General features: G+C 40.7%; 21 protein-coding genes. 17 read left to right on the top strand and 4 right to left on the bottom strand.

The genetic code is table 11. The features are described from left to right. Window positions 1-103: 103 nt before the first annotated feature. The 14 genes from PSE83_RS14085 to PSE83_RS14020 all read left to right on the top strand — a co-directional run bounded on the left by PSE83_RS14085 (window position 104) and on the right by PSE83_RS14020 (window position 11,336). Window positions 104-652, top strand: a complete 549-nt coding sequence (locus tag PSE83_RS14085; RefSeq protein WP_071585867.1) for a tyrosine-type DNA invertase — start codon at window positions 104-106, stop codon at window positions 650-652. 419 nt (window positions 653-1,071) lie between these two features. Then, the gene (locus tag PSE83_RS14080) at window positions 1,072-1,386 is read left to right on the top strand and encodes a helix-turn-helix domain-containing protein (RefSeq protein ID WP_004259612.1); all 315 of its coding nucleotides are present in this window, start codon (window positions 1,072-1,074) and stop codon (window positions 1,384-1,386) included. A gap of 10 nt (window positions 1,387-1,396) precedes the next feature. Next, window positions 1,397-1,627, top strand: coding sequence for a helix-turn-helix domain-containing protein (locus PSE83_RS14075; protein ID WP_210839958.1), 231 nt, complete (start codon window positions 1,397-1,399; stop codon window positions 1,625-1,627). A gap of 169 nt (window positions 1,628-1,796) precedes the next feature. Then, complete coding sequence (locus tag PSE83_RS14070; RefSeq protein ID WP_004259621.1) at window positions 1,797-2,333, top strand: fimbrial protein; 537 nt, start codon at window positions 1,797-1,799, stop codon at window positions 2,331-2,333. Between the two features lie 67 nt (window positions 2,334-2,400). Then, complete coding sequence (locus tag PSE83_RS14065) at window positions 2,401-2,937, top strand: fimbrial protein (RefSeq protein ID WP_004259625.1); 537 nt, start codon at window positions 2,401-2,403, stop codon at window positions 2,935-2,937. Window positions 2,938-3,029: 92 nt separating this feature from the next. After that, on the top strand, window positions 3,030-5,699 hold the full coding sequence (locus PSE83_RS14060; RefSeq protein ID WP_004259630.1) for an outer membrane usher protein: 2,670 nt from the start codon (window positions 3,030-3,032) through the stop codon (window positions 5,697-5,699). Between the two features lie 73 nt (window positions 5,700-5,772). Continuing rightward, window positions 5,773-6,546, top strand: coding sequence for a fimbria/pilus periplasmic chaperone (locus tag PSE83_RS14055; RefSeq protein WP_409418040.1), 774 nt, complete (start codon window positions 5,773-5,775; stop codon window positions 6,544-6,546). A gap of 39 nt (window positions 6,547-6,585) precedes the next feature. Then, window positions 6,586-7,194 carry a fimbrial protein gene (locus tag PSE83_RS14050; protein WP_272660938.1) on the top strand — a complete coding sequence of 203 codons (609 nt, stop codon included), beginning with the start codon at window positions 6,586-6,588 and terminating at the stop codon, window positions 7,192-7,194. 10 nt (window positions 7,195-7,204) lie between these two features. Beyond that, entirely contained in the window at window positions 7,205-7,741 is a 537-nt protein-coding gene (locus PSE83_RS14045) for a fimbrial protein (protein WP_228677414.1), read from the top strand. A gap of 10 nt (window positions 7,742-7,751) precedes the next feature. After that, complete coding sequence (locus tag PSE83_RS14040; protein ID WP_036958077.1) at window positions 7,752-8,249, top strand: fimbrial protein; 498 nt, start codon at window positions 7,752-7,754, stop codon at window positions 8,247-8,249. Between the two features lie 2 nt (window positions 8,250-8,251). After that, window positions 8,252-8,764, top strand: a complete 513-nt coding sequence (locus PSE83_RS14035) for a fimbrial protein (protein WP_004259643.1) — start codon at window positions 8,252-8,254, stop codon at window positions 8,762-8,764. Window positions 8,765-8,782: 18 nt separating this feature from the next. Next, window positions 8,783-9,313, top strand: coding sequence for a fimbrial protein (locus PSE83_RS14030; protein ID WP_110591110.1), 531 nt, complete (start codon window positions 8,783-8,785; stop codon window positions 9,311-9,313). 6 nt (window positions 9,314-9,319) lie between these two features. Then, window positions 9,320-10,186 carry an MrpH family fimbial adhesin gene (locus tag PSE83_RS14025; RefSeq protein ID WP_136135308.1) on the top strand — a complete coding sequence of 289 codons (867 nt, stop codon included), beginning with the start codon at window positions 9,320-9,322 and terminating at the stop codon, window positions 10,184-10,186. A gap of 616 nt (window positions 10,187-10,802) precedes the next feature. Then, window positions 10,803-11,336: a MarR family winged helix-turn-helix transcriptional regulator gene (locus tag PSE83_RS14020; protein WP_004259653.1), complete on the top strand. Its 534-nt coding sequence runs from the start codon at window positions 10,803-10,805 to the stop codon at window positions 11,334-11,336. A gap of 74 nt (window positions 11,337-11,410) precedes the next feature. Here the strand turns inward: PSE83_RS14020 and PSE83_RS14015 are convergent, their stop codons facing one another. Continuing rightward, window positions 11,411-12,352 (bottom strand): DMT family transporter, encoded by a 942-nt coding sequence (locus PSE83_RS14015; protein WP_004259656.1) that lies wholly within the window; start codon window positions 12,350-12,352, stop codon window positions 11,411-11,413. A gap of 220 nt (window positions 12,353-12,572) precedes the next feature. Between PSE83_RS14015 and dcuC the strand changes: the two genes are divergently transcribed. The 3 genes from dcuC (at window position 12,573) to PSE83_RS14000 (ending at window position 16,360) form a co-directional block, all read left to right on the top strand. Continuing rightward, the gene (gene dcuC / locus PSE83_RS14010; RefSeq protein ID WP_004259659.1) at window positions 12,573-13,937 is read left to right on the top strand and encodes a C4-dicarboxylate transporter DcuC; all 1,365 of its coding nucleotides are present in this window, start codon (window positions 12,573-12,575) and stop codon (window positions 13,935-13,937) included. Window positions 13,938-13,963: 26 nt separating this feature from the next. Continuing rightward, on the top strand, window positions 13,964-15,238 hold the full coding sequence (locus tag PSE83_RS14005; protein ID WP_004259661.1) for an amidohydrolase: 1,275 nt from the start codon (window positions 13,964-13,966) through the stop codon (window positions 15,236-15,238). A gap of 72 nt (window positions 15,239-15,310) precedes the next feature. Next, window positions 15,311-16,360 carry an asparaginase gene (locus tag PSE83_RS14000; RefSeq protein ID WP_004259666.1) on the top strand — a complete coding sequence of 350 codons (1,050 nt, stop codon included), beginning with the start codon at window positions 15,311-15,313 and terminating at the stop codon, window positions 16,358-16,360. Between the two features lie 205 nt (window positions 16,361-16,565). Here the strand turns inward: PSE83_RS14000 and PSE83_RS13995 are convergent, their stop codons facing one another. The 3 genes from PSE83_RS13995 to PSE83_RS13985 all read right to left on the bottom strand — a co-directional run bounded on the left by PSE83_RS13995 (window position 16,566) and on the right by PSE83_RS13985 (window position 21,015). Next, window positions 16,566-17,912 (bottom strand): cytosine permease, encoded by a 1,347-nt coding sequence (locus tag PSE83_RS13995; protein ID WP_004259669.1) that lies wholly within the window; start codon window positions 17,910-17,912, stop codon window positions 16,566-16,568. 27 nt (window positions 17,913-17,939) lie between these two features. After that, window positions 17,940-19,346, bottom strand: a complete 1,407-nt coding sequence (hydA, locus tag PSE83_RS13990; protein WP_004259672.1) for a dihydropyrimidinase — start codon at window positions 19,344-19,346, stop codon at window positions 17,940-17,942. A 70-nt stretch (window positions 19,347-19,416) separates the two neighbouring features. Beyond that, entirely contained in the window at window positions 19,417-21,015 is a 1,599-nt protein-coding gene (locus tag PSE83_RS13985; protein ID WP_096865084.1) for an N-acyl-D-amino-acid deacylase family protein, read from the bottom strand. Window positions 21,016-21,023 lie beyond the last annotated feature (8 nt).

The following is a 21,023-nucleotide window of genomic DNA, read 5'->3' as shown; positions in this document are numbered from 1 at the left end:
TCACTCATAGAATAAAGGCATTATATTTATCTAAAAAAATTAATGTGTTAGGTCGATTAATTTAGATATGATTGACCTTTTTTGACTAAATAGGGAAACGTTCATGTCCACTCGTAAGTATTTAACTCAACAGGAAATATCTAGACTTTTAGCTGCTTGTCATTTGTCGCGACATCCCGAACGTAATTCTTGCTTAATTTATATGTGCTTTATACATGGTCTAAGGGCAAGCGAAGCCCTATCGCTAAAATTATCTGATCTTAACTTAGAAAGTAATGAACTTTATGTACACCGTTTAAAGAATGGTTTTTCAGTTAATCACCCACTGATTGATGAAGAGCTCCCACTCATTAAAGCTTGGCTAAAAATTAGAAATACATGGAAAGGGAAAGAAAGCCAGTGGTTATTCTTATCTGAAAGAGGGACTGCCATGACTCGCCAGCGCTTTTATCAACTTTTTTCACGACTTGGCGAGCTAGCTGAGCTGACCCTAGGTATTCATCCCCACATGTTACGACATGCATGTGGTTATGCATTAGCGGATAGAGGTGCCGATACGCGTTTAATTCAGGATTATTTGGGGCATACGAATATACAACATACCGTACGATACACAGCAAGTAACCCTGCAAGATTTCGGGGAGTGTGGTAAGAAAGGTGCTATATGGTGGGATAAAGGCGCTAAAAGAGTTGTCAAAATGCACCAAATTGACAAACGTAATGAATTAGGTGCATCTTAAGTTAAATGAAAATACACGTCAAATACGTAGCGTGTAAATAACGCTATGTATACATTACTAAAAATAAGTACATTCCATTATTAAAAGATCATTGAATTTATTAATTTTTTCACACATTCAAACTCTCCATGCCACTTCAAACTTACACATTGTAATATTCTGAAATGCTTTATTTGGAATAATTAACTAATAATTTTAAAAATAAAATACAAAATTAAAATTATTCATTCATTAATGAAATATTTAACTAACAATATACAACTATTGTCAATTTGGTGCATTTTGACAACAGTTAAATTAGTAAATCATTCAGTTTCGTGAGGAAGATTTTATGCAATCTAACTTATCTCCTAAAGAAATTGTCGGGGGTAATATATATAAAGCCCGCCGAGCAAAAGGATTAAGTGGCTCTGAGTTAGCTGATTTACTTTTATGCTCTCAGCAACATGTTTCACGTATTGAGCGCGGAGTTATTCGACTACACCTAGAGCAGATTAAGCAAATTGCGAACTCGCTTGATATTGATATTAATTGTTTATTAGATGGTGTTGGATTTCAAAATAACTCAGTAAATTATATCCATAATATGGAATGTTATTTTAAAGCTGAAGGATGGTTTTCTGGATCTAGTCAATTTATGAAATAGGTTTAACCTTATGTCAGAAAATATAATAAAACCAACATTTAATATTATTGTAGGAAAAAAAATAAAAAAACACAGAAAAGAAATGAAATTAACTGCTGAGGAACTAGGGAGATATATTGGCGTAAGCCAACAGCAAATTTCCCGTTATGAATCAGGAATTAACCATATTAACATTGATTTTTTATCTCAATTATCTGAGTTATTTAAAGTACCAATTCAAGTTTTTTTAATAGAAGACTAAATATATTTTTTAATTATTAACAATTCAATTTCATTTTTAGTATTTGATTTTTTAAATCAAATACTAGTGCTTTGCTTTTTTCCAGTTCATTGCAAATAGAGTGTCTGCAATGAGCAATGAAAACTGACACTCATTCTTTACTTAACAATAAACATAGGACTTTATATTCATGAAAATGAAATCTATTGCAATGGCAACTTTTATGGCTCTGGGATTAGCTTCTGCAGCAAACGCAGCAGATCAAGGCCACGGTAAAGTAACGTTCAAAGGCGCTATTATCGATGCTCCATGCTCAATCTCTCCTAGCTCAATCGACCAAACAGTTGAATTAGGTCAAATTTCTAACATGGCATTAGTTGATGGCGGTAAATCAACTCCACGTCCATTCGAAATCACTTTAGAGAACTGTGATATCACTAAACTGACTAAAGGTGTTCAATTAACCTTTAGTGGTGCTGCTGCATCTTTCGACAATACCAATAAAACACTGGGTATTGTTGGTACTGGCGCAGGCGCTGGTGTTCAGATCACTAATGGTAGCGGCAATGTGGTGACTTTAGGAACAGCAGCACCATTCCAACAAATTCAAAATGGTAACAACACACTGAATTTCGCTGCTTACTTAAAAGGTAATGGTGGCGATATCGACACTATCACTGCCGGTGACTTTAGCTCAGTAGCGGATTTCACTCTGTCTTACGAGTAATTCATCTTGAGCCAACAAATTAATTTGTTGGCTCATTCCGACTGAATTGGGTGTAAGAGAGGGAGCAATGAATAATTCGATAACCAGTGGAGTGTTTTCATTGATCTTAAGTATAGGCACGTTGACTGCGGTATCAACTGCATATGCTCAAGGCTCAGTGAGTATGAATGGAAGCATTATTGAAACAGCATGTGCAATTGATGTCGGCAGCCGTGATCAAACTATTGATATGGGAAGTATTGCGCTGACTCAAATTCGCCGTGATGGGCAAGGACCTGCTCGCCCTTTTGTTATCCGATTAGTGAATTGTGTTCTTGAACGCCAAAATCCTGACAAACCGAATTGGCAATACTTTCGCGTAACATTCGATGGCTCCCATGACAGGGGGTTATTTGGTGTGAACGGACAAGCTCAAGGTGTTGGATTACAAATTCAACGTGAGGGAGATGGTGAAATTGCCATACCTGGCCAAGGAATGTCAGTGAGCTCCCTAACAGCTGGAACAAAAGATCTCACCTATCGGCTACGGTTGGTGGCGAATAACCGCCCATTGGCATCAGGCCAATACTACAGTCAATTACGTTTCAAACTGGATTATGAATAGTCGGTTCCTCTTATAAATGAAACTCCCCTTTGTAGGATGAGCTTCGTGAGCGAAATGACATTACGGATAAAAGAACGCAAAAGAAGGTCGAGATGATGACCCTGAATTTCATTCACACGCCTGTGTTACAGATAACTCGGCCTTGCAGATTAGGGCTTTTAGTCGCGTTGGCTATTAGCTTTGGTGGTCACGCATCCGATATTAAATTTAATATGGATATGCTAGACGTCAATGATCGTAACAACATTGATCTAAGCCAATTTGCGCGTCCAGGCTATCTCATGCCTGGTGAATACAGTTTTACGGTTTTCTTAAACAAGCAAAGCATGCCGGAAGAAACTGTCTTTTACTATGCACCTGAAGGTGAGTCGAATGAAAGCCTCCCTTGCCTGAGCCCTGCTTTAGTTGAAAAATTCGGTATCAAACCTGAATTGATGTCGACGTTAAAGTGGTGGCACGAAGGACAATGTTTATCGCTTGAAAGTTTACCCGGAACTGAAGTTAAAGCCGACCTTGCAACTTCGGCTATGTATATTAGTTTGCCGCAAGCCTACCTCGAATATACCGCTGAGAATTGGGATCCTCCTGCACGCTGGGAAGAAGGATTACCCGGCGCATTGTTTGATTACAACTTAAATGCACAAGTGGGCCAACAAACCCGCTCAGGACAACAAACCAACTACAGTACCAGCGGTAATGGGGTTGCTGGCGTTAACTTGGGTGCTTGGCGTGTTCGTGCTGACTGGCAAATGCGTATTGATAAGCAGCAAGGGCAAAGCACGACCACATCACTAGATTGGACTCGTTATTATGTCTACCGAGCAATCAAATCCTTAGGCGCAAAACTCACCTTAGGTGAAGATTATTTAACCTCTGATATTTTTGATAGTTTCAGATTTACAGGGCTTAGCCTGATTACCGATACCAATATGCTACCACCTAATCTACGTGGATACGCACCAGAAATTACTGGGGTAGCAAAAAGTAATGCAACCGTCATCGTGAGCCAACAAGGACGCATTATCTATCAAACTCAAGTCGCTGCGGGCCCATTCCGTATCCAAGACCTAAATGATGCATTAGCTGGGCAAATCGATGTTGAAGTTAAAGAACAAGACGGCTCAACACAGACTTTCACTGTAAATACTGCAAGTGTTCCATATTTAACACGCCCGGGGCAACTGCGTTACAAATTAGCCGCAGGGCGCCCAACAAATTGGCGCCATCATGTTAGTGGCGATACCTTTGCAAGTGGCGAATTCTCTTGGGGGGTTAACAACGGCTGGTCACTGTATGGTGGTGGAATTGGTGCAGAAAACTATGCATCCGCGGCTATAGGGATTGGTCGTGACTTAATGGTATTCGGCGCATTGTCATTCGATATTACTCATGCTCGGGCGCATTTAACCAACTTAGGTGATATTGGCAATAAAACGTATCGCGGGAGCTCGTATCGTTTAAGTTACTCTAAACGTTTTGATACTTATAACAGCCAAGTGACATTTGCAGGATATCGATTCTCTGAGCAAGGTTTTATGAGTATGTCTGAGTATTTGGATGCGCAGGAAACGGGTGCACGCCAATACAACAGCAAAGAAATGTATACCATCTCTTATAACCAACAATTTTCAGAGTTAGGGCTAAGTGCATTCATCAATTATTACCATCAAACCTATTGGGATCAACCGGATAACGACCGCTATAGTATTTCGTTAGCTCGCTATTTTGATATTGGGAAATGGAAGAATCTTAGCCTCAACTTGACGGCATATCGAAATCGTTATCGTGAAAACAATGATGATGGCGTATACGCGTCACTCACAGTGCCTTGGGGTGAAAAAAGTTCCATTAGTTATAACAGTAGCTGGGATAAAAATGATAACTCACAGCGCGTGAGTTACTACAGCACCATCGATGAAAGAAATAACTATCAGTTAAGTACCGGATGGGCACGTTCAGGTGCACTTGTGAGCGGCTATTACACTCATCAGGGAGACTTAGCACAGCTCAACGCGAACGCAACGTACCAACAAGACCGTTATCGATCTGCGGGGTTCTCTTTACAAGGTGGTTTCACCGCAACGGAGAAAGGTGCCGTACTGCATCGTGGTAGCCAAATTGGTGGTACTCGCATATTTGTTGATACCGATGGAGTACCTAATATCCCATTACGTGGTTACGGCTCGATTGTGCGCACTAACCGCTTTGGACAAGCCGTTATTAGTGACGTGAATAGCTATTACCGTAACCAAATTAGCGTTGATTTGAATGCATTACCAGATGAAGCGCAAGTGTCTCAATCTATAAAGCAAGGCACTTTAACGGAAGGAGCAATTGGCTACCGTCAATTTGATGTTGTCGCAGGAAACAGTGCGATGGCGTTGTTAAGGCTGTCGGACAATAGCACACCACCTTTCGGGGCAATTGTCTTAAATGGTCGTGGTCAGCAAGTCGGTATGGTGGGTGATGATGGAAATACCTATCTCACTGGTTTAAACGCAAAAGATACCTTGCAAGTTCGTTGGGATGACCAAGTGCAGTGTGAAATCACACTCCCTGATACCTTGCCAGAAGATGAATATTTACAGGCAAGCTGGTTATTACCGTGCCACAAACCGGGAGCAAAAGCCGCATCGCCAGCGACCATAAAAACACAATCAGCGAGTCGTGCATTAGAAGCAATGCCGAGAGCATCAGAACTCGTTGTGCCTGTTGTTGAAAGAACAGCGCCAAAGGAGTCAAGCCGCTGGTTACAAAAATAATAAAAATGAGTGGTACGCAAAGAGCGATGAGTGCTCCTTAACCATAGAAGATAACAATATGATGAATAACATGATGAAAAACAAATTGATGAACAAAAAAAACGCCCATAAAGCAGTATTCGCATTGGCTGGTGTTGTGTTGATTTCAACAACGCTATCTTCTGCTCAAGCGGCAGTTGCCTTAGACAGAACTCGAGCGATTATTACGGGAGACGAAAAATCGATCAGTTTAAACATCAGCAACGAAAACAAACAATTACCTTATCTCGCTCAAGGTTGGGTGGAAAATGAGAAAGGTGAAAAAATAAGCGACCCATTTACGGTATTGCCACCGGTACAGCGTGTTGAGCCGGGGGCAAAAAGCCAAATCAAAATCCAAGCTCTGCCAAGTGCCGCTTCTCTGCCGCAAGACAGAGAATCCGTGTATTACTTTAATTTGCGTGAGATTCCACCGAAAAGTGATAAACCCAATACGCTGCAACTGGCATTACAGACACGTATTAAATTGTTTTATCGACCAAAATCAATCATTCCAACACGTGAACAAATGGATAACCCATGGCAGGAAAAAGTGACTCTTACGCGTCAGGGTAACCAGTATACGATTAATAACCCAACTGCCTATTACGTTTCTTTTGTCGATGCTGTCCCCAACAAAAATGGACAGACAGTCGCAGGGTTTGAGCCCGTAATGGTTGCCCCCAAAAGCAGCAAAGCACTGAACGTCAGTGCAGACGCATTAGGTAATAAACCTGTGCTGACCTATATCAATGATTATGGTGGTCGCCCAACACTGTCGTTTACATGTCAGGGAAATAGCTGCCATGTGGTACCTGAAAAAAAATAGACTGATCTGAAATGCGCGATGAGATAGCAGGAGAATATCATGGCAAACACAAGCAGGATGCTCCGTTATGTGGGCTTAGGAAGTTTAGCGCTGAATTTATTCAGTAGCATGGCGATGGGAACAGCCCTAAATAAAGTTGATAGCTGGGATGTAGATGGTTCACATGGCACGCTATATGTCCATGGAGCTTTGACGGAAAGTGCTTGTCGTTTAGCAATGTCATCAGCATATCAAACTATTAATTTAGGTACTGTGGGTACAGGACAGCTTCAGCATGTTGGGCAAACTGGTAACCCTGTTGCGATTGAACTGCGTTTAGAAGATTGTCTAAGTGGTGAAAGTCGCAGCCGCACTCCACAGGGGAATCTTTTGTGGAGCCAACAAATGCCGTCAATGAAGATCCGCTTTTTGGCTCCTATAGATACCCAAGACCCGCGCTTGGCAGCTGTTATCGGTGTTCAGGGGATTGGCCTGCAATTAAGTGATGCAGCGCGTTCACCAATTAACTTAGGTGAGTACAGTACACCACAATTGGTTTCACCTGGGCAAAACCAATTAACTTACTATGTAACGCCAGTACGTACCTCTGCTCAACTAAATACTGGAGCTTATCAGGCGTTAATTAGATTCCAGGTAAGTTATGAATAGGGGCATGGAGATGAGAGGAGCTTATTTTCTTACGATATGCTTTAAAGCACTTGTCCTAGTTGGGGTAATTCTCTTTGGTGCTCTGATTTCACTCAGCTTTTCTTACAAAGCTATCGCTGCAAATCTCAGCACTAATATCCAAATTCGTGTGACGGTATACGGTGAGCCGGAATGTACCCTTGGCGGTGCAACAACGACTTCTGTAGATTTTGGCGATATACATCAGGCAAAGATTGACGGTGCTTATGGGCGCTCACCTATCAATTACAACTTGATATGTAATGGCTTATATAAGAATACATTAAAGATGACGCTGAGATGGACTGATAGGCAAATTAATGGTGAGTCATCCGTGACGACCAATCTCCCGAATTTAGGTATTGCCATTTACCGTGATGGAACCCGACTCAGCAATGGCGCAACACTCAATTTTAATTATGGGAATTCGCCTGCTTTGTATGCCGTCCCCGTTAAACCTACAGGGGTAAACTTAACATCAGGTGGGGATTTTACGGGCAATCTCACGATGGTATTGGATTACCAATAGGATGATATCAATGAAATTATTCCGTTATCTTCTCTCGGTCTGCATGATGCTTAGCCTGTTTAGCCAAAGCCAAGCAGCAACACTTGGTATCCAGCTAAAAGGTCGATTATTGGTGACACCGCCCGAGTGCATTTTGAATAACAACCAACAAGAAACTATACATTTTGGCGATATATTGCTTCCACGTATTGATGGAGTTCAATACAAGCGTGCTGTACCGATGAGACTCAGTTGCACAAATCTAGCGAAAAACGCTATAAAGCTCACGCTTGTCGGCGATGGAACATCATTTAATAGCAATGGCGCATTGAAAACGAGTAACCCAAAACTCGGTCTTTCCTTTTATGTGAACAATGCTAAGCAAGTTATTAACCAGCCTTTCAATGTGTTATATACAGCGCTGCCAACCTTAGAGGTTGCCCCAGTAAAAAACAGTAATGCCAATTTTACGAATACCGATGGCGGATTTTTTACAGCACTGGCAACACTGAAAATTGAGTATCAGTGAGAATGATTATGTGGAATAACAATCAAATTAAGCATTGGATGGCAGGATTTATAATGGTGATGTCCATATCTTCAGCGCAAGCAAATTGGGCATTTGATGGCACGCTAATTATTCCTCCTGTTTGCCAATTAAGCCATGACGACCCAATAAAAGTTTCATTCGGTAAAGTGGGTGTACGAAAAATCAACGGTACCGCCTTCAAGCAATCTATTCCTTTTCAATTAAATTGTGTTGGCGATATGACACAACCGTGGGATATCAGCTTGATATTCGGAGGAACACCTGCAGGAAGTGGATTTGATAATGCGACATTAAGAACAGTGACACCGTTGAATAATGGCAAATTAGGAATTCAAATTCAAAAAAATGGCCAACCTCAACCATTGAATGAAGCCTTTTTGATTAATGCGGCTTCATTACCATCCCTTTCAGCCGTTCCTGTCATGCGTTCAGGAAGCGAACTTGTAGGGGATAATTTTACTGCATCAGGCACGTTAACCATTATTTTTGAATAGGAGGCGGCAGTCATAACTATGAATATTAAACGTAATATGAGCTTTGCCTTTAGCTTATGGTTTTTGGGTGCCACTGCGGCTTTTTCTGCAGATGTGGAGTTTGATGGCACGCTAATTGAAGATGCTTGTGACGTTTATCCGGGCGACGAATCGATTGAATTAGATTTCGGTACGATAGTGGATAAATACCTGTATCTAAATACTCAAACAAATAGCCAACCTTTTACCATTCGCTTAATCAATTGCGATTTAGCATTAGGCCATGAAGTGAAAGTCACATTTATTGGCGCAGAAAGTTCAGCTTTACCTGGTTTATTGGCATTAGATGCAGGAAGCCAAGCAACTGGCGTGGCTGTTGGTATTGAAAGTATTTCCGGTGCGGCAATCAAAATTAATAGTGGCAGTTATACCCAAGGGTTATATACCGGAAATAATAATGACCTAAGATTTCAAGCGTATGTGAGAGCTGAGCCAGTTGCATTGCAAAATAAATCAATTGTGCTCGGTTCATGGGCTGCGAGTGCCACGTTCAAATTAGATTATGAGTAAATCATTATGTATGCGAAAAAAGCAAAAATATACGGAATGTTAAATACAAGCCGTTTGAGTATTTTATTATTAATCATCGCATTAGCGTCTCTATTTCCTTCTCGCCCAGCCAATGCGATTGCGTATGTAATGCCTGTGAGTATGACCTCTGGAGCCTGGCCTCGTGTTGAGATGGACATTCTTTCTTGGAGTGAAGCAAGTGGTGTCACTAACCCTTGTTATGGGTCAACAGAATGCTGGGTAGGCCCTGATGTTCTGTATGCATCTGGTGCGCCGTCGTTGAGTGGCTCTTGCTTAGATTATGGTAACTGCATTCGAATTAACCAGTATCGAACAGCGGAAGAAGTCGCTGCGGCGTTTCGTAATGCAAAAGGAATTCCTTATCGTGCATCGTTTGTCATTGATAGCCCAAATGCAACTTGTATTGGGTTATTTTATGTCAACCATAAACCAACCCCGGGAGTTAGGAATGCAATCCAATGGCCAGGTAGCGTTTGTGGTAAAATTCCACCTACAAATCAAACATGTAGTATTTCTTTGCCTTCTTTTGTTAATCACGGGGCGCTCAGTAACACGAGTTTAAATGGTAAAACAAACTCAGTTTCTGGCAATATCACTTGTACACAGGCGACAAATATCAACTTATTTGCTCGCTCAACCACGGGTGAGCGTTATGTATATTTAAATTCGACTTCTAACTTTTATTCAAATCCATTAATTAATAATCAAAATGGCTGGAATGGCGCGAACATGAATATTTCTGGAAACAATGCGGCGAATTCATTTACATTCACTTCTGAATTGCATGCATCAGGAACGGTAACGCCTGGATATTACACAGGAAATGCAGTCGTCATTATTGCATTTAATTAGTTAATCAAAGCCTTCGAACCCAATTCACTAACTTGGTAGTTTAGCAGCGTATTTTTAAATAGAATACGCTGCTTTTATGAATATTAATAAGCTGTAACCTTTTCATTTCAATAATATTTCTAACCCGATAGAAAACTTGAAATCCACTAGCACCGCAAAGTGAATAACCAGTGCATTGCTGGTACTCGATGTGGCACTCTCACTTCACCAAAGGTATATCTGCAAGCTAAACCATTTGGCAAATTTAGCGAAAAAACCAGCAACCACATGATATAATTTGAGTTTAGAATTAAAAGTCCTAACGATATAAACTCGCCTGAACCGGACGGTACCCACTAATGTAATAAAAAGCCAATCATAGGTATGTATTACCGATTCAAATGTGACAATACATAGCTACCAATGCTAAATTATAAAAAGAACATGCAATCGAAAAATCTTATATTAAGTCAAATGTAAAAATTGAGTTTCTGCTGACACTCCGATTAGTTCAATACTCTGAATAGGGGTAAGTGTGTGAAATGCTCCTTTTTCATGATAAACTTATATTGAAAATATAAAGAGTTAGGTTGATTCAGACTTAGTATACAAATAAGCTCAATACTGGATTTTAGTCATGAAAGAAATCAAAAAAATGTCAGATAAAGACTTTGTTGATACACTAATACAAGAGTGGCTGGAAACCGTCCCTACATTAGACTTGAGTGGTTTGCCTATTATCGCCCGCATAGTACGCATGAGCCATTATATTTCTCAATTTATTGATGCCAATCTCGCTCGTTATAATCTAAATGTGGGTGAGTTTGAGGTACTAGCAGCACTTGCTAGGAATCCTGATCGTCAGCTTTCACCAAAAGAACTTCAAAAAAAAATCCTTATTTCCTCCGGTGGGTTATCTAACCGAATTAATCGATTAGAAGAAAAGAAATTTATTGTTAGAATTCCAGATCCTGCGGATAGACGTGGTGTGATTGTAAAAATAACACCAGAGGGACGAAAGCTAACCCTTGAAGCTGTGGAAACTCACGTCGCGATTGAAAAATCATTAGTTCAAGGATTAGATGACGAAAATAAAGATCAACTCGCAATGCTACTGAAAAAACTTATTCAATCACAAAAATCTGAGCTCAACGAAAAAAATGGGGCTTAATAAAAAACCCCAAAGTTGGAATAAACCTCAGGGTGCAGCTCACATTGAGCTGTCTTCATTTTGCCTTAATCACTTTAGTTAGGTTTTTTACTGACCCGTCCCTCAGACTTTAAAACTAACCATAACCCAGCCAAAATCAAACATAGCCCTACTATAGCAAACATATTAACATTTTCATGGGCAACAACGATCGCCAGGAAAAATGCCACAATTGGTTCAATTAAACCCAATGCCACTCCTGTTGGAGCACTAATATGTTTCAAAGCTTGAGTATATAAAAGATAAGCCACTCCAGTTGTTAATAATCCAAGATAAAATATGACTGCAATGCTCACCCAACTGACAGTTGGCGTTCCCGCTAGTATCCAAGCAATTGGAACCGCGATAAATATAGCAATACTGAATGTATGCTTAGTAATGGTTAATGGAGAATCAATGCTAACCAATTTCTTACTCATCAACGTATAAAGTGCATAGCAAAAGCCAGCACTTAAACAAATAAGTAAGCCCCCCGTATTGATTTGCCAACTGCTACTTTGAGAAAGAACCATCCATGTCCCTCCAGCCGTCGCACAAAAAGTTCCAAGCCACCAAAGTAAAGATGGGGATTTCTTGAGAAGAATCGCCTGCATTAAGCCAGCCCAAATAGGTGCGCTACCAATAGTTGTTGCTGTACCAATGGCAATCCCTGTCGCCTTTATACCTGCAAAAAACGTTAAGTTATATAATCCCATACAAATACCTGCGATAGTAATATATCGCCAATATCTCCTTGACCTATTCGAAGAATTTTCGCTTTGCTGTCGCTCATTTATTTTTAGTGATTGGCGGCTTGCACCACGATAAAAAAACAACAAATGGAAGAATAAACACGCAACAAGTAATCTAAATGCACCAATCCAGTAAGGTGCTGTTGCACCCTGTACAAAGCTTTGAGCCGTCCCCGCAGTACCCCATAAAAAAGCGGCACTTAGCGCTAGTGTGATACCCACTAAAGATACTTTTCTCATCGTCATTGAACTTTTACCACCATTTCAATAAAAATATATCTTCACATTAAGATACTTCATAAGAAGATACAAGTTGGATTAGATTTAAGGTGAAAGAAAAGTAATTGTTCATGATAAAAATCAATTATAGTACGTTTTTTGATTGATATTAAAAAGCGAATTACTAATATTGACATATCTTCTTATGAAGATACTTCCAATAAAGAAATAATAATGAGAGGCAGCTATGACTGTTATATTTATCAGTGTAATAGTGTTGATACTGGCGGGTTATGCAATTGCGAAGAACTACGAAGCAAAGATTGTATTGTTCACTGCTGGTATTGCGCTGATGCTCAGCGCAGCAATGTTAGGGATGCCCATTTTAGATATAAAACAAAGTACAGGGAATATTTGGCTTGATCCACTAAAACAAATACAGCTAGGGTTTATAAAACAGTTTGGTGGCGCAGGGATCATAATCATGGTCCTATTTGGTTTTTCTTCTTATATGTCACGCATTGGTGCAAACGATGCAGCCGTTCATTTAGTCGCAAAACCTATTTCAAAAATTCGTTCTCCTTATATCCTAGTTCCAATCGTTTTTTGGTTAGGAAACTTACTATCATTAGTGATCCCCAGCGCAGCTTCATTAGCCGTTATTTTAATGGCGACCTTATATCCAATATTAAGAGCTGCCAAAATGTCATCAATGACAGCGGCAGGTATTATTGCAACTACGGCGACAATTATGCCAACACCACTAGGGGGTGATAATGTTGTTGCGGCTCGATTACTGGGTTTTGAACATGTTGTCGACTACGTCACGTTACACCATGCTGTTGTCTCACTTCCTGTTTTATTATTAATGGGATTTGCACACTATTTTTGGCAAAAGTATATGGATAAGCGCCAAGGTGCATCCGCATTTACTGAAGTTGATGAAAGTAAACTCGAAGGTAATAAAGAACTACCCCCTGCCTACTACGCCTTATTTCCGCTCGTTCCACTTATTCTAATTATCGTTTTAGGACTCTGTTTTCGAGAAATCAAAGTGGGGCTTGTTGAAATCACACTCTTCTCTTTTATTCTTGCATTTGCCACTGAACTTATCCGTAAAGGCAATCCAAAAGAACAAATGGTTCAAGCTGGGCTCTTTTTTAAAGGCATGGGTGAAGGCTTTTCTCAAGTTGTTGTTCTGATTGTTGCCGCAGGTACGCTTGTTGCTGGCCTTAATGCTATTGGCATCATCGATATGATTTCGGGCGTGGTCAAAAACGTGAATAATGCAGGCGTTGGATTAATGTTTATTTTCTCCGGCTTAACAGCATTAATCACCTTTATTAGCGGTAGTGGTAATGCGGTATTTTATTCTTTCATTGAATTAATTCCATCTATAGCGAATCAAGCCCATGTTGATCCAATTATGGTTGCTCTTCCAATGCAATTTACGTCTAACTTAGTTCGAGCAATCTCTCCAGTCTCAGCTGTCGTCATTATTGTCGCATCGGTTATCAAAGTGAGTCCTGTTGAAGTAGTGAAAAGAACCTCTGTACCTTTAGCGGTAGGCACGATAGCAACGTTAATTTATGCATATTTTCTGTATGCGTAGAATGGGTTATTAAAAGGAAAATAAAAATGACTACAATAGATAATGCCTCATTAGTTACGTGGCGACGTCAATTCCACCGTTACCCAGAAACGGGTTGGGGGGAGTTTTATACCACGGCGACCTTAATTAAAATACTTGAAGAAATGGGGCACCACGTATTAACAGGGGAGCAGATCATCAACCCTGATTTTATTCGTGGGCGCAATCCATCCATTGTTGAAAAAGCCAAGCACGCAGCCAAAGAACGTGGAGTCGATGATGCGCTACTCGAAAGGATCGGCGACTACACAGGATGTGCAGCAATCTTTGATACCGGACGACCGGGGCCCACTATCGCATTTCGTTTTGATATTGATTGTGTCAATGTACAAGAAACCGATACGGCAGAGCACATTCCAAATCAAGAAGGATTTAACTCTACTAATCAAGGCTATATGCATGCTTGTGGCCATGATGGGCACATGGCTATCGGCCTCGGTGTCGCAAAATGGTTGATGGAAAATAAAAATAGTTCACTAAAAGGTGTTATTAAACTCATTTTCCAGCCAGCTGAAGAAGGTGTACGCGGAGCAAAACCTATCGCCGAAAGTGGCATTCTAGATGATGTTGATTACTTTGCTTGCGGGCATCTTGGCTGTGATATCCCAAGTGGAGTGATTGTAGCCGCACCGGAACGTTACCTTTCGACATTAAAAATGGATCTACGTTTTAAAGGTAAAGCCGCACACGCAGGTATGGAGCCACATGCCGGAAAAAATGCATTACTCGCCGCTTGTAACGCGACTATCCAGATTTTAAGCCTACCTACCCACGGTGAAGGAATGACCCGCGCTAATGTCGGGGTATTAAATGCAGGAGAAGGCCGTAATGTGATCCCTTCATACGCACAAATGCAAATTGAAGTACGTGGCGAAAATGAAAAAATTAACAATTACATGACCGAAGAAGCCTTAAGACGTGCACGTGGTGTAGCACTCAGCTTTGATGTTGAACTCGAAACTGAGGTCATGGGGGAAGCCGTTGATTTCATTCCTGACGATGAAATGACTGACTATATCACCGAAGTAGCCCAAACCATTCCAGCCGTAAAAAAAGTACAGCGCACCATGAATTTTAATGGCAGTGATGATGCCACACTGTTGATTAAACGCGTACAAGCTCATGGCGGAAAGGCCGCTTATTTTGTGATTGGATCTGATATCAAAGCTGGCCACCATCAAGCCAAATTTGATATCGATGAAGAACAGCTATTCACTGGTTTTTCAATCTTTACAGGGTTACTACAACGTTTATCCGTATAAAAACAGCAAATCAATATAAGCCAATTATGAAACCTTATAGCTGATGATGTTATAAGGTTTTTTTAAGGAAATATGATGAAAAAGACATTATTAAATACACTACTTTCTAGCCTGATCTTATATACCTCTGTTTCACTCGCAGCTGATGCCATTAAACCCAACGTAACTATTTTAGCCACTGGGGGGACCATCGCAGGAAGCTCCAAATCCAACCTTGATACCACCGACTATAAAGCGGGCTCACTGGGTATTAATGTGTTAATCAATGCCGTGCCAGAAATCAACGATGTTGCTATCGTCAAAGGAGAACAGATTTCTAACACCATCAGCGGCAATATTAGCAGCGAGATCCTATTAAATCTCAGTAAACGTGTTAATCATTTACTGAATGAAGGAAAACAACAAGGCGTCGTTATCACCCATGGGACGGATACAATTGAAGAAACAGCGTTCTTCTTAGAGTTAACCACCCAAAATAAACAGCCTATCGTTATTGTCGGAGCAATGAGACCAGCAACCGCTATCAGTGCAGATGGCCCAATGAATCTGCTTGAAAGCGTCGTACTTGCTGCGGATAAGAAAGCTGAAAATCGCGGAGTCATGGTAGTTTTAAACGACCGCATTGGTTCTGCTTTTTATACCACCAAAGCAAACTCAACCACTCCTGATGCATTTAAATCTTATGAACCTGGCTATCTTGGAGTCTTTGTCAGTGGAAAACCCAAATTCTACTATACCCCTGCACAGCCTGTTGACCGTACTTTTTTCGATGTTAGTAAGGTAGATAAACTCCCTAATGTTGAAATTATTTATGCCTACCAAGACCAGACCCCAGCTATGCTTCATGCCGCTATCAATAACGGAGCCAAAGGGATTATTGTTGCGGGAAGTGGTAATGGAAATGTCTCAAGTAACATGGAGGAGGCAATTAAGCAGCTCAGTGACAAAGGTATTCCTGTTGTGATGGCAACCCGAACAGGCTCTGGCTATGTGAGTAGTAAATCATTTGCTATCGGGTCTGGCTTTTTAAACCCACAAAAGTCTCGCATTCTCTTACAACTCGCCCTTGCAACTGGTGCCAATCTTAAACAAATATCGAATTACTTTGATAGCCAACGTTAATTAAATATCTTCATTGTTAAAGGCGTCTAAAATATAGACGCCTTTTTAGCATTCATCATACTTATTTCTAGGATAATAAATAAATTATAAAAACAAGTTTAAATTTATTATATAGATAATCAATATTCAGATAGCGTTAGTGCCCCACTTAGTTAAATGGCTAATATTTGAATAATTAAAATTTGGCTTTATTTTATTACTATTTTTAAATATTGGCTTTCTTTGCTAGTAGATAATAAATAATTGCTGTAATCGGAAATGCAATAAAGAATGCAAAATTATAACCTATCATACCTGATACCAACCCAATCACTAGCGCAGTAATACCCGGTTTTCGCCAGTTAGGAATATCATCGCTGTACAGGTTTTCTAAATTAAGATGACATTTACGAATAAGGTAATAATGTACTAGCATAATCGCCAATATGGGAGCGAGTATTGCAGAGAAAATCATTTGCACATAATCAAGGTAGCTTAATAATAACCATGGCATCATTAAAATACTAATCAACCCAACTAGCCATGTCGCTTTTGCGAAAGTTAATTTAGGGAAGAAATTAAGCATAATTAATGTTGCGGGAAAAATATTCGCACAGGTATTGACGGTCCATTGTGCAAATACAATGATAATACAGCTAATAATTAATATGGTTGCGTTATCAGCAAAAGCAATTTGTAGCATCCCAATAGGGTTATCGCTTTTCGTCAGATAAGCACTAATCAACCCTGCAAGGGTGAGCAATAAGCCTGTACCAACAAACCCAAGCCCAAAACAAAAGATAGTGCGTTTATTACGAGCAAAGAAGCTACTTGAGGCACTGTTTTCAGGTAATTTTAGCTTTCTGGTTAAGTCACTGCCATTTAGAGCTTCAGATAACCATCCTCCACTAAATATAGCAATAACAGTAATAAAGCTGAACCCGGTTCCTTCTAATGGAGAAGCCGTCACAATATCGGGTAAAGAAATTTGGTGTTCTTGTAATAACCAAGCAACCAATGACACCAATCCGCATGCCAAAATGGGGACTGCCAATGTGCCAAACTTACTCATACTGTCTACGTTACGGCTTGCATTGAATAGCTGTAAGGATGCATAAGTGATGAATATCACCCAAAACATGGAAACCCCAGTGACAATTTCGATAATCGCATTAATCGCCTGTGTCCCTAAAAATAAAATCACACCGCACCATGTTAAACAGACGATGGCTCGACATATCGCACCAATTTTAGCCCCTTGTTTTCCTAAGCAGTCGCGAATAAAAATGGTGAAAGGAACACCGTAACGTGTACCGATATCACCAGTTAACGTAATTAACACGGTGACTAATAAAAAACCGAAAAAACAAGCAATTAACACTTCAATAGGGGAATATCCTCCTCTTAAAAGTACTTGAGCGGGGATCACCAACCCCACAACGTTGATCACCATCGATGAACAAAGCACCAGCAAGTCGCGCGTCTTTAACGTTCTGTCTTTTTCCTGTGTAGGTAGCAATTCCTGATTGGCTTTAGCAAGCAATTCCTGTGAAATATTTTGTCCATTATTCATGAGTCTAGCCTCATATTTATTGTCGTTTTAGTTTAATTTCAAAGTACGTTTAATAAATTTCCCTTGGCCTTTACTTCCCATAAAGGTGTTGTTATCCATAATGATTTCGCCACGTAAAAGGGTTGTTTTAACTTTTCCTTTCGCTTTATATCCTTCATGTAGGCTATAGCCAGCACCACTGTGTAAGTTATTGGCTGAAATAACCCATTCCTCATTCGGATCAAAAATGACAATGTCAGCATCAGCTCCAGGTAATAGCGTCCCTTTTTGTGGATAACATCCCATGGTTTTCGCAATGTTAGTGCTACATAGTGCAACCGCTTGGTTCATAGTGATTTTTCCGTTCTCTACACCTTCGGTTACCATCAAATTAAAACGGATTTCGAGGCCAGATAACCCATTCACCACCTTAGTAAAATCGGGGATAATTTTGCCATTGGCATCGCGCTGTAAAGCCTTTTCCTTTTCCTCACGAGTGAAAGTGCAATCATCGGAACCAATCAAGGTGATCGTACCGTTCTTAATGCCATCCCAAAGTTCATCCCGCTCTTTACGAGTGCGCAGTGGAGGCGAACAAATGGCCAGATGCCCATTTTCAATATCATCATAGAGTTCATCGAACAGCGTTAAATAGTGAGGGCCCGTTTCGATATACAGTTTTTGGCCTCGCTCTTGTGCTTGTTGTGCAATGTTTAGACAAGGACCATTTGTGGTATGAACAATCAGAAGAGGAACACCAACTGATTCAGCGAGTTTAGCCACGCGGCCAAAGGCTTCTGTTTCACAAATAACGGGCTTACTATTGGCAAAGTCACGCCAAGTTAGGGTGTTATTTTTGATGCACTCATCCACCGCGGTTTCTGCTATCGCATTACTTTCCGCATGGATCAATGGCATACAGTTATTTTCTTTTGCACGTTTAAAGACCTGCATCAGAGTCATATCATCTGCCATCACACCTTCTTTACGGTAAGTCATAAATAATTTAAATGTTGGGCACCCTTTTGCCGCAAGAAGTGGAATTTCATCTAATAACTGCTCGTTAGCTTCAACAAATTTGCCATGTACACTAAAATCAATCGCAGACTCAGTCATTTCCTCAATACGGTCATCTAGCGCCTGAAGAACACTTGAGCCTTTCCAAGTATTGGTAAAATCCATATAGGTTGTGACACCCGCAAATGCGGCGCAAATACTTTGCTGATAAAAGGTAAGTTGCGGGGAAATCCCTTGAAATGGAGCCTGTGTGTGCATATGCGCATCAATTAAACCGGGTAGAACTAATCGGCCTTGCGCATCAATTTCTTTTTGGCATTCAGCGGGCTCATCAGGGCCAAGTAAAGCAGCAATTTTGCCTTTTTTAATTGCCAAATCGGCGCGAACCGTACCCTCTTCAAGAACTAAATGCCCATTTCTAATAATTGTGTCAAACATAACTATCTCCAACGATTTTTATGTCACAACACAGCGAAAAAGAGACTGTGTTGCAGCTATTATTGATTGATCAACTCAGCGTTCCTTTCCGTAAAACTTGTCCACTGCAGGCATAACTTTCAATGTGATTAAACAGCGCAATTCGACCATTAACCATCACAAGCTCAATACCTTCAGGGTATTGATTTGGTTCAACAAAAGTACCTTTGTCTGTAATGGTATGTGGGTCTAACATTACGATATCGGCTTGGTAACCCTCTTTAAGTAATCCCCTATTGGTTAATCCCAAAACCTCTGCTGGTTTGCCGGTCATTTTGCGAATCGCTGCTTCCCAAGTTAAACAAGCTTCTTCGCGTACATACTTCCCAAGTACTCGAGGAAATGCTCCAAAAACACGGGGATGAGGCTTACCTGCCCCCATTAAGCCATCCGTACAAACATTCTGCTCTGGGCGGCACAAAAATTTAATCACGTGCTCTTCTGTCCCATAAAAATCCACCATTCCAACAGCGTTATCTTCCTCATATAACAGGTCAAAAGTGGCGTTATAAGGGTCTTTACCACGTAACTCTCCAAGTTGAACTAAGTTTAAACCTACTGCATCTTGGTTTTTCTGTTGCTTCACACTGGTAATGAAGATTTGATCTAACCCAGCGAAATCAATGAAGTTATCCCACCCAGGGATCCCTTTTTCGATATCGTCAATCATACGTTGGCGTAATTCAGAAGATTTCAGGCGTTCGAGTAGCTTTTCCGTACCACCTGCATGCACCCACGGCGGTAAAATCACCCCTAACATGGTGCTACCAGCAACATAAGGATATTGGTCGAAAGAGATGCGTATTCCTTCTTGCTGTGCTTGTTCAAGCATCGATAGCATTTCATCGATCAGTGACCAGTTTTTCTTACCACAGACCTTCATATGAGAAATATGTAGCCAAACTCCGGATGCATGAGCAATATCAATAAGTTCTTGAGTCGACTGAATGATGTCATCCGCTTCACTGCGCTGATGAACCACAAAAATCCCATTATATTTGGCTGTCACTTTGCAAAGTTCGGTGATCTCAGCGGTATCGCCAAAAGCACAAGGCATATAGATAAGGCCTGTAGATAGCCCATAGGCCCCTGCTTGTAACTCTCGCTCAAGAATCTGGCACATTTTGGCGACATCTTCCTGCGTCGATGCCTTACCATCTAATCCCATGGCTTCCATACGGATATTACCGTGGGGAACAAGATAAGCGAGGTTCGTAGCGCTTCCTCGCGCCTCTAACATGTTGAGATATCCCGCTGTATTTTTGAAGTGCCAGTCAATCTCATCAGAGTCACCATCGAGGCCAGCAATATTTTTACGCCACGCGGAAATATATTGTTCAGGCAAAGGTGCCAATGCAACGCCGTCTTGCCCCAACAGCTCAGTCGTGATCCCTTGGCGAATTTTTGCGGAAACTGCGGGGTTTAATAACACCGATAAATCAGAGTGAGTGTGCGTATCAATAAAACCGGGACAAATGATTTTACCGGTTGCATCAATAACCTGGTCCTGAGTGTTGGCGCTAATATCGCCGATTTGAATAATTTTACCTTCATTAACAAGTAAGTCGCTGTGATACTGACTTTCTCCTGTACCGTCAATGATGGTGGCATTTTTAAATAGTGTTTTCATTGTTCTCT

It is taken from the genome of Providencia sp. PROV150 (assembly GCF_028481025.1).
Lineage (GTDB): Bacteria > Pseudomonadota > Gammaproteobacteria > Enterobacterales > Enterobacteriaceae > Providencia > Providencia hangzhouensis.
This window is presented reverse-complemented; position numbering and strand designations above follow the sequence as displayed.

Bases quoted from the DNA above. Each gene is read 5' to 3' on its own strand.
- PSE83_RS14085 (WP_071585867.1), top strand. From the start codon at position 104: ATGTCCACTCGTAAGTATTTAACTCAACAGGAAATATCTAGACTTTTA.
- PSE83_RS14080 (WP_004259612.1), top strand. From the start codon at position 1,072: ATGCAATCTAACTTATCTCCTAAAGAAATTGTCGGGGGTAATATATAT.
- PSE83_RS14075 (WP_210839958.1), top strand. From the start codon at position 1,397: ATGTCAGAAAATATAATAAAACCAACATTTAATATTATTGTAGGAAAA.
- PSE83_RS14070 (WP_004259621.1), top strand. From the start codon at position 1,797: ATGAAAATGAAATCTATTGCAATGGCAACTTTTATGGCTCTGGGATTA.
- PSE83_RS14065 (WP_004259625.1), top strand. From the start codon at position 2,401: ATGAATAATTCGATAACCAGTGGAGTGTTTTCATTGATCTTAAGTATA.
- PSE83_RS14060 (WP_004259630.1), top strand. From the start codon at position 3,030: ATGATGACCCTGAATTTCATTCACACGCCTGTGTTACAGATAACTCGG.
- PSE83_RS14055 (WP_409418040.1), top strand. From the start codon at position 5,773: ATGAAAAACAAATTGATGAACAAAAAAAACGCCCATAAAGCAGTATTC.
- PSE83_RS14050 (WP_272660938.1), top strand. From the start codon at position 6,586: ATGGCAAACACAAGCAGGATGCTCCGTTATGTGGGCTTAGGAAGTTTA.
- PSE83_RS14045 (WP_228677414.1), top strand. From the start codon at position 7,205: ATGAGAGGAGCTTATTTTCTTACGATATGCTTTAAAGCACTTGTCCTA.
- PSE83_RS14040 (WP_036958077.1), top strand. From the start codon at position 7,752: ATGAAATTATTCCGTTATCTTCTCTCGGTCTGCATGATGCTTAGCCTG.
- PSE83_RS14035 (WP_004259643.1), top strand. From the start codon at position 8,252: ATGATTATGTGGAATAACAATCAAATTAAGCATTGGATGGCAGGATTT.
- PSE83_RS14030 (WP_110591110.1), top strand. From the start codon at position 8,783: ATGAATATTAAACGTAATATGAGCTTTGCCTTTAGCTTATGGTTTTTG.
- PSE83_RS14025 (WP_136135308.1), top strand. From the start codon at position 9,320: ATGTATGCGAAAAAAGCAAAAATATACGGAATGTTAAATACAAGCCGT.
- PSE83_RS14020 (WP_004259653.1), top strand. From the start codon at position 10,803: ATGAAAGAAATCAAAAAAATGTCAGATAAAGACTTTGTTGATACACTA.
- PSE83_RS14015 (WP_004259656.1), bottom strand. From the start codon at position 12,352: ATGACGATGAGAAAAGTATCTTTAGTGGGTATCACACTAGCGCTAAGT.
- dcuC (WP_004259659.1), top strand. From the start codon at position 12,573: ATGACTGTTATATTTATCAGTGTAATAGTGTTGATACTGGCGGGTTAT.
- PSE83_RS14005 (WP_004259661.1), top strand. From the start codon at position 13,964: ATGACTACAATAGATAATGCCTCATTAGTTACGTGGCGACGTCAATTC.
- PSE83_RS14000 (WP_004259666.1), top strand. From the start codon at position 15,311: ATGATGAAAAAGACATTATTAAATACACTACTTTCTAGCCTGATCTTA.
- PSE83_RS13995 (WP_004259669.1), bottom strand. From the start codon at position 17,912: ATGAATAATGGACAAAATATTTCACAGGAATTGCTTGCTAAAGCCAAT.
- hydA (WP_004259672.1), bottom strand. From the start codon at position 19,346: ATGTTTGACACAATTATTAGAAATGGGCATTTAGTTCTTGAAGAGGGT.
- PSE83_RS13985 (WP_096865084.1), bottom strand. From the start codon at position 21,015: ATGAAAACACTATTTAAAAATGCCACCATCATTGACGGTACAGGAGAA.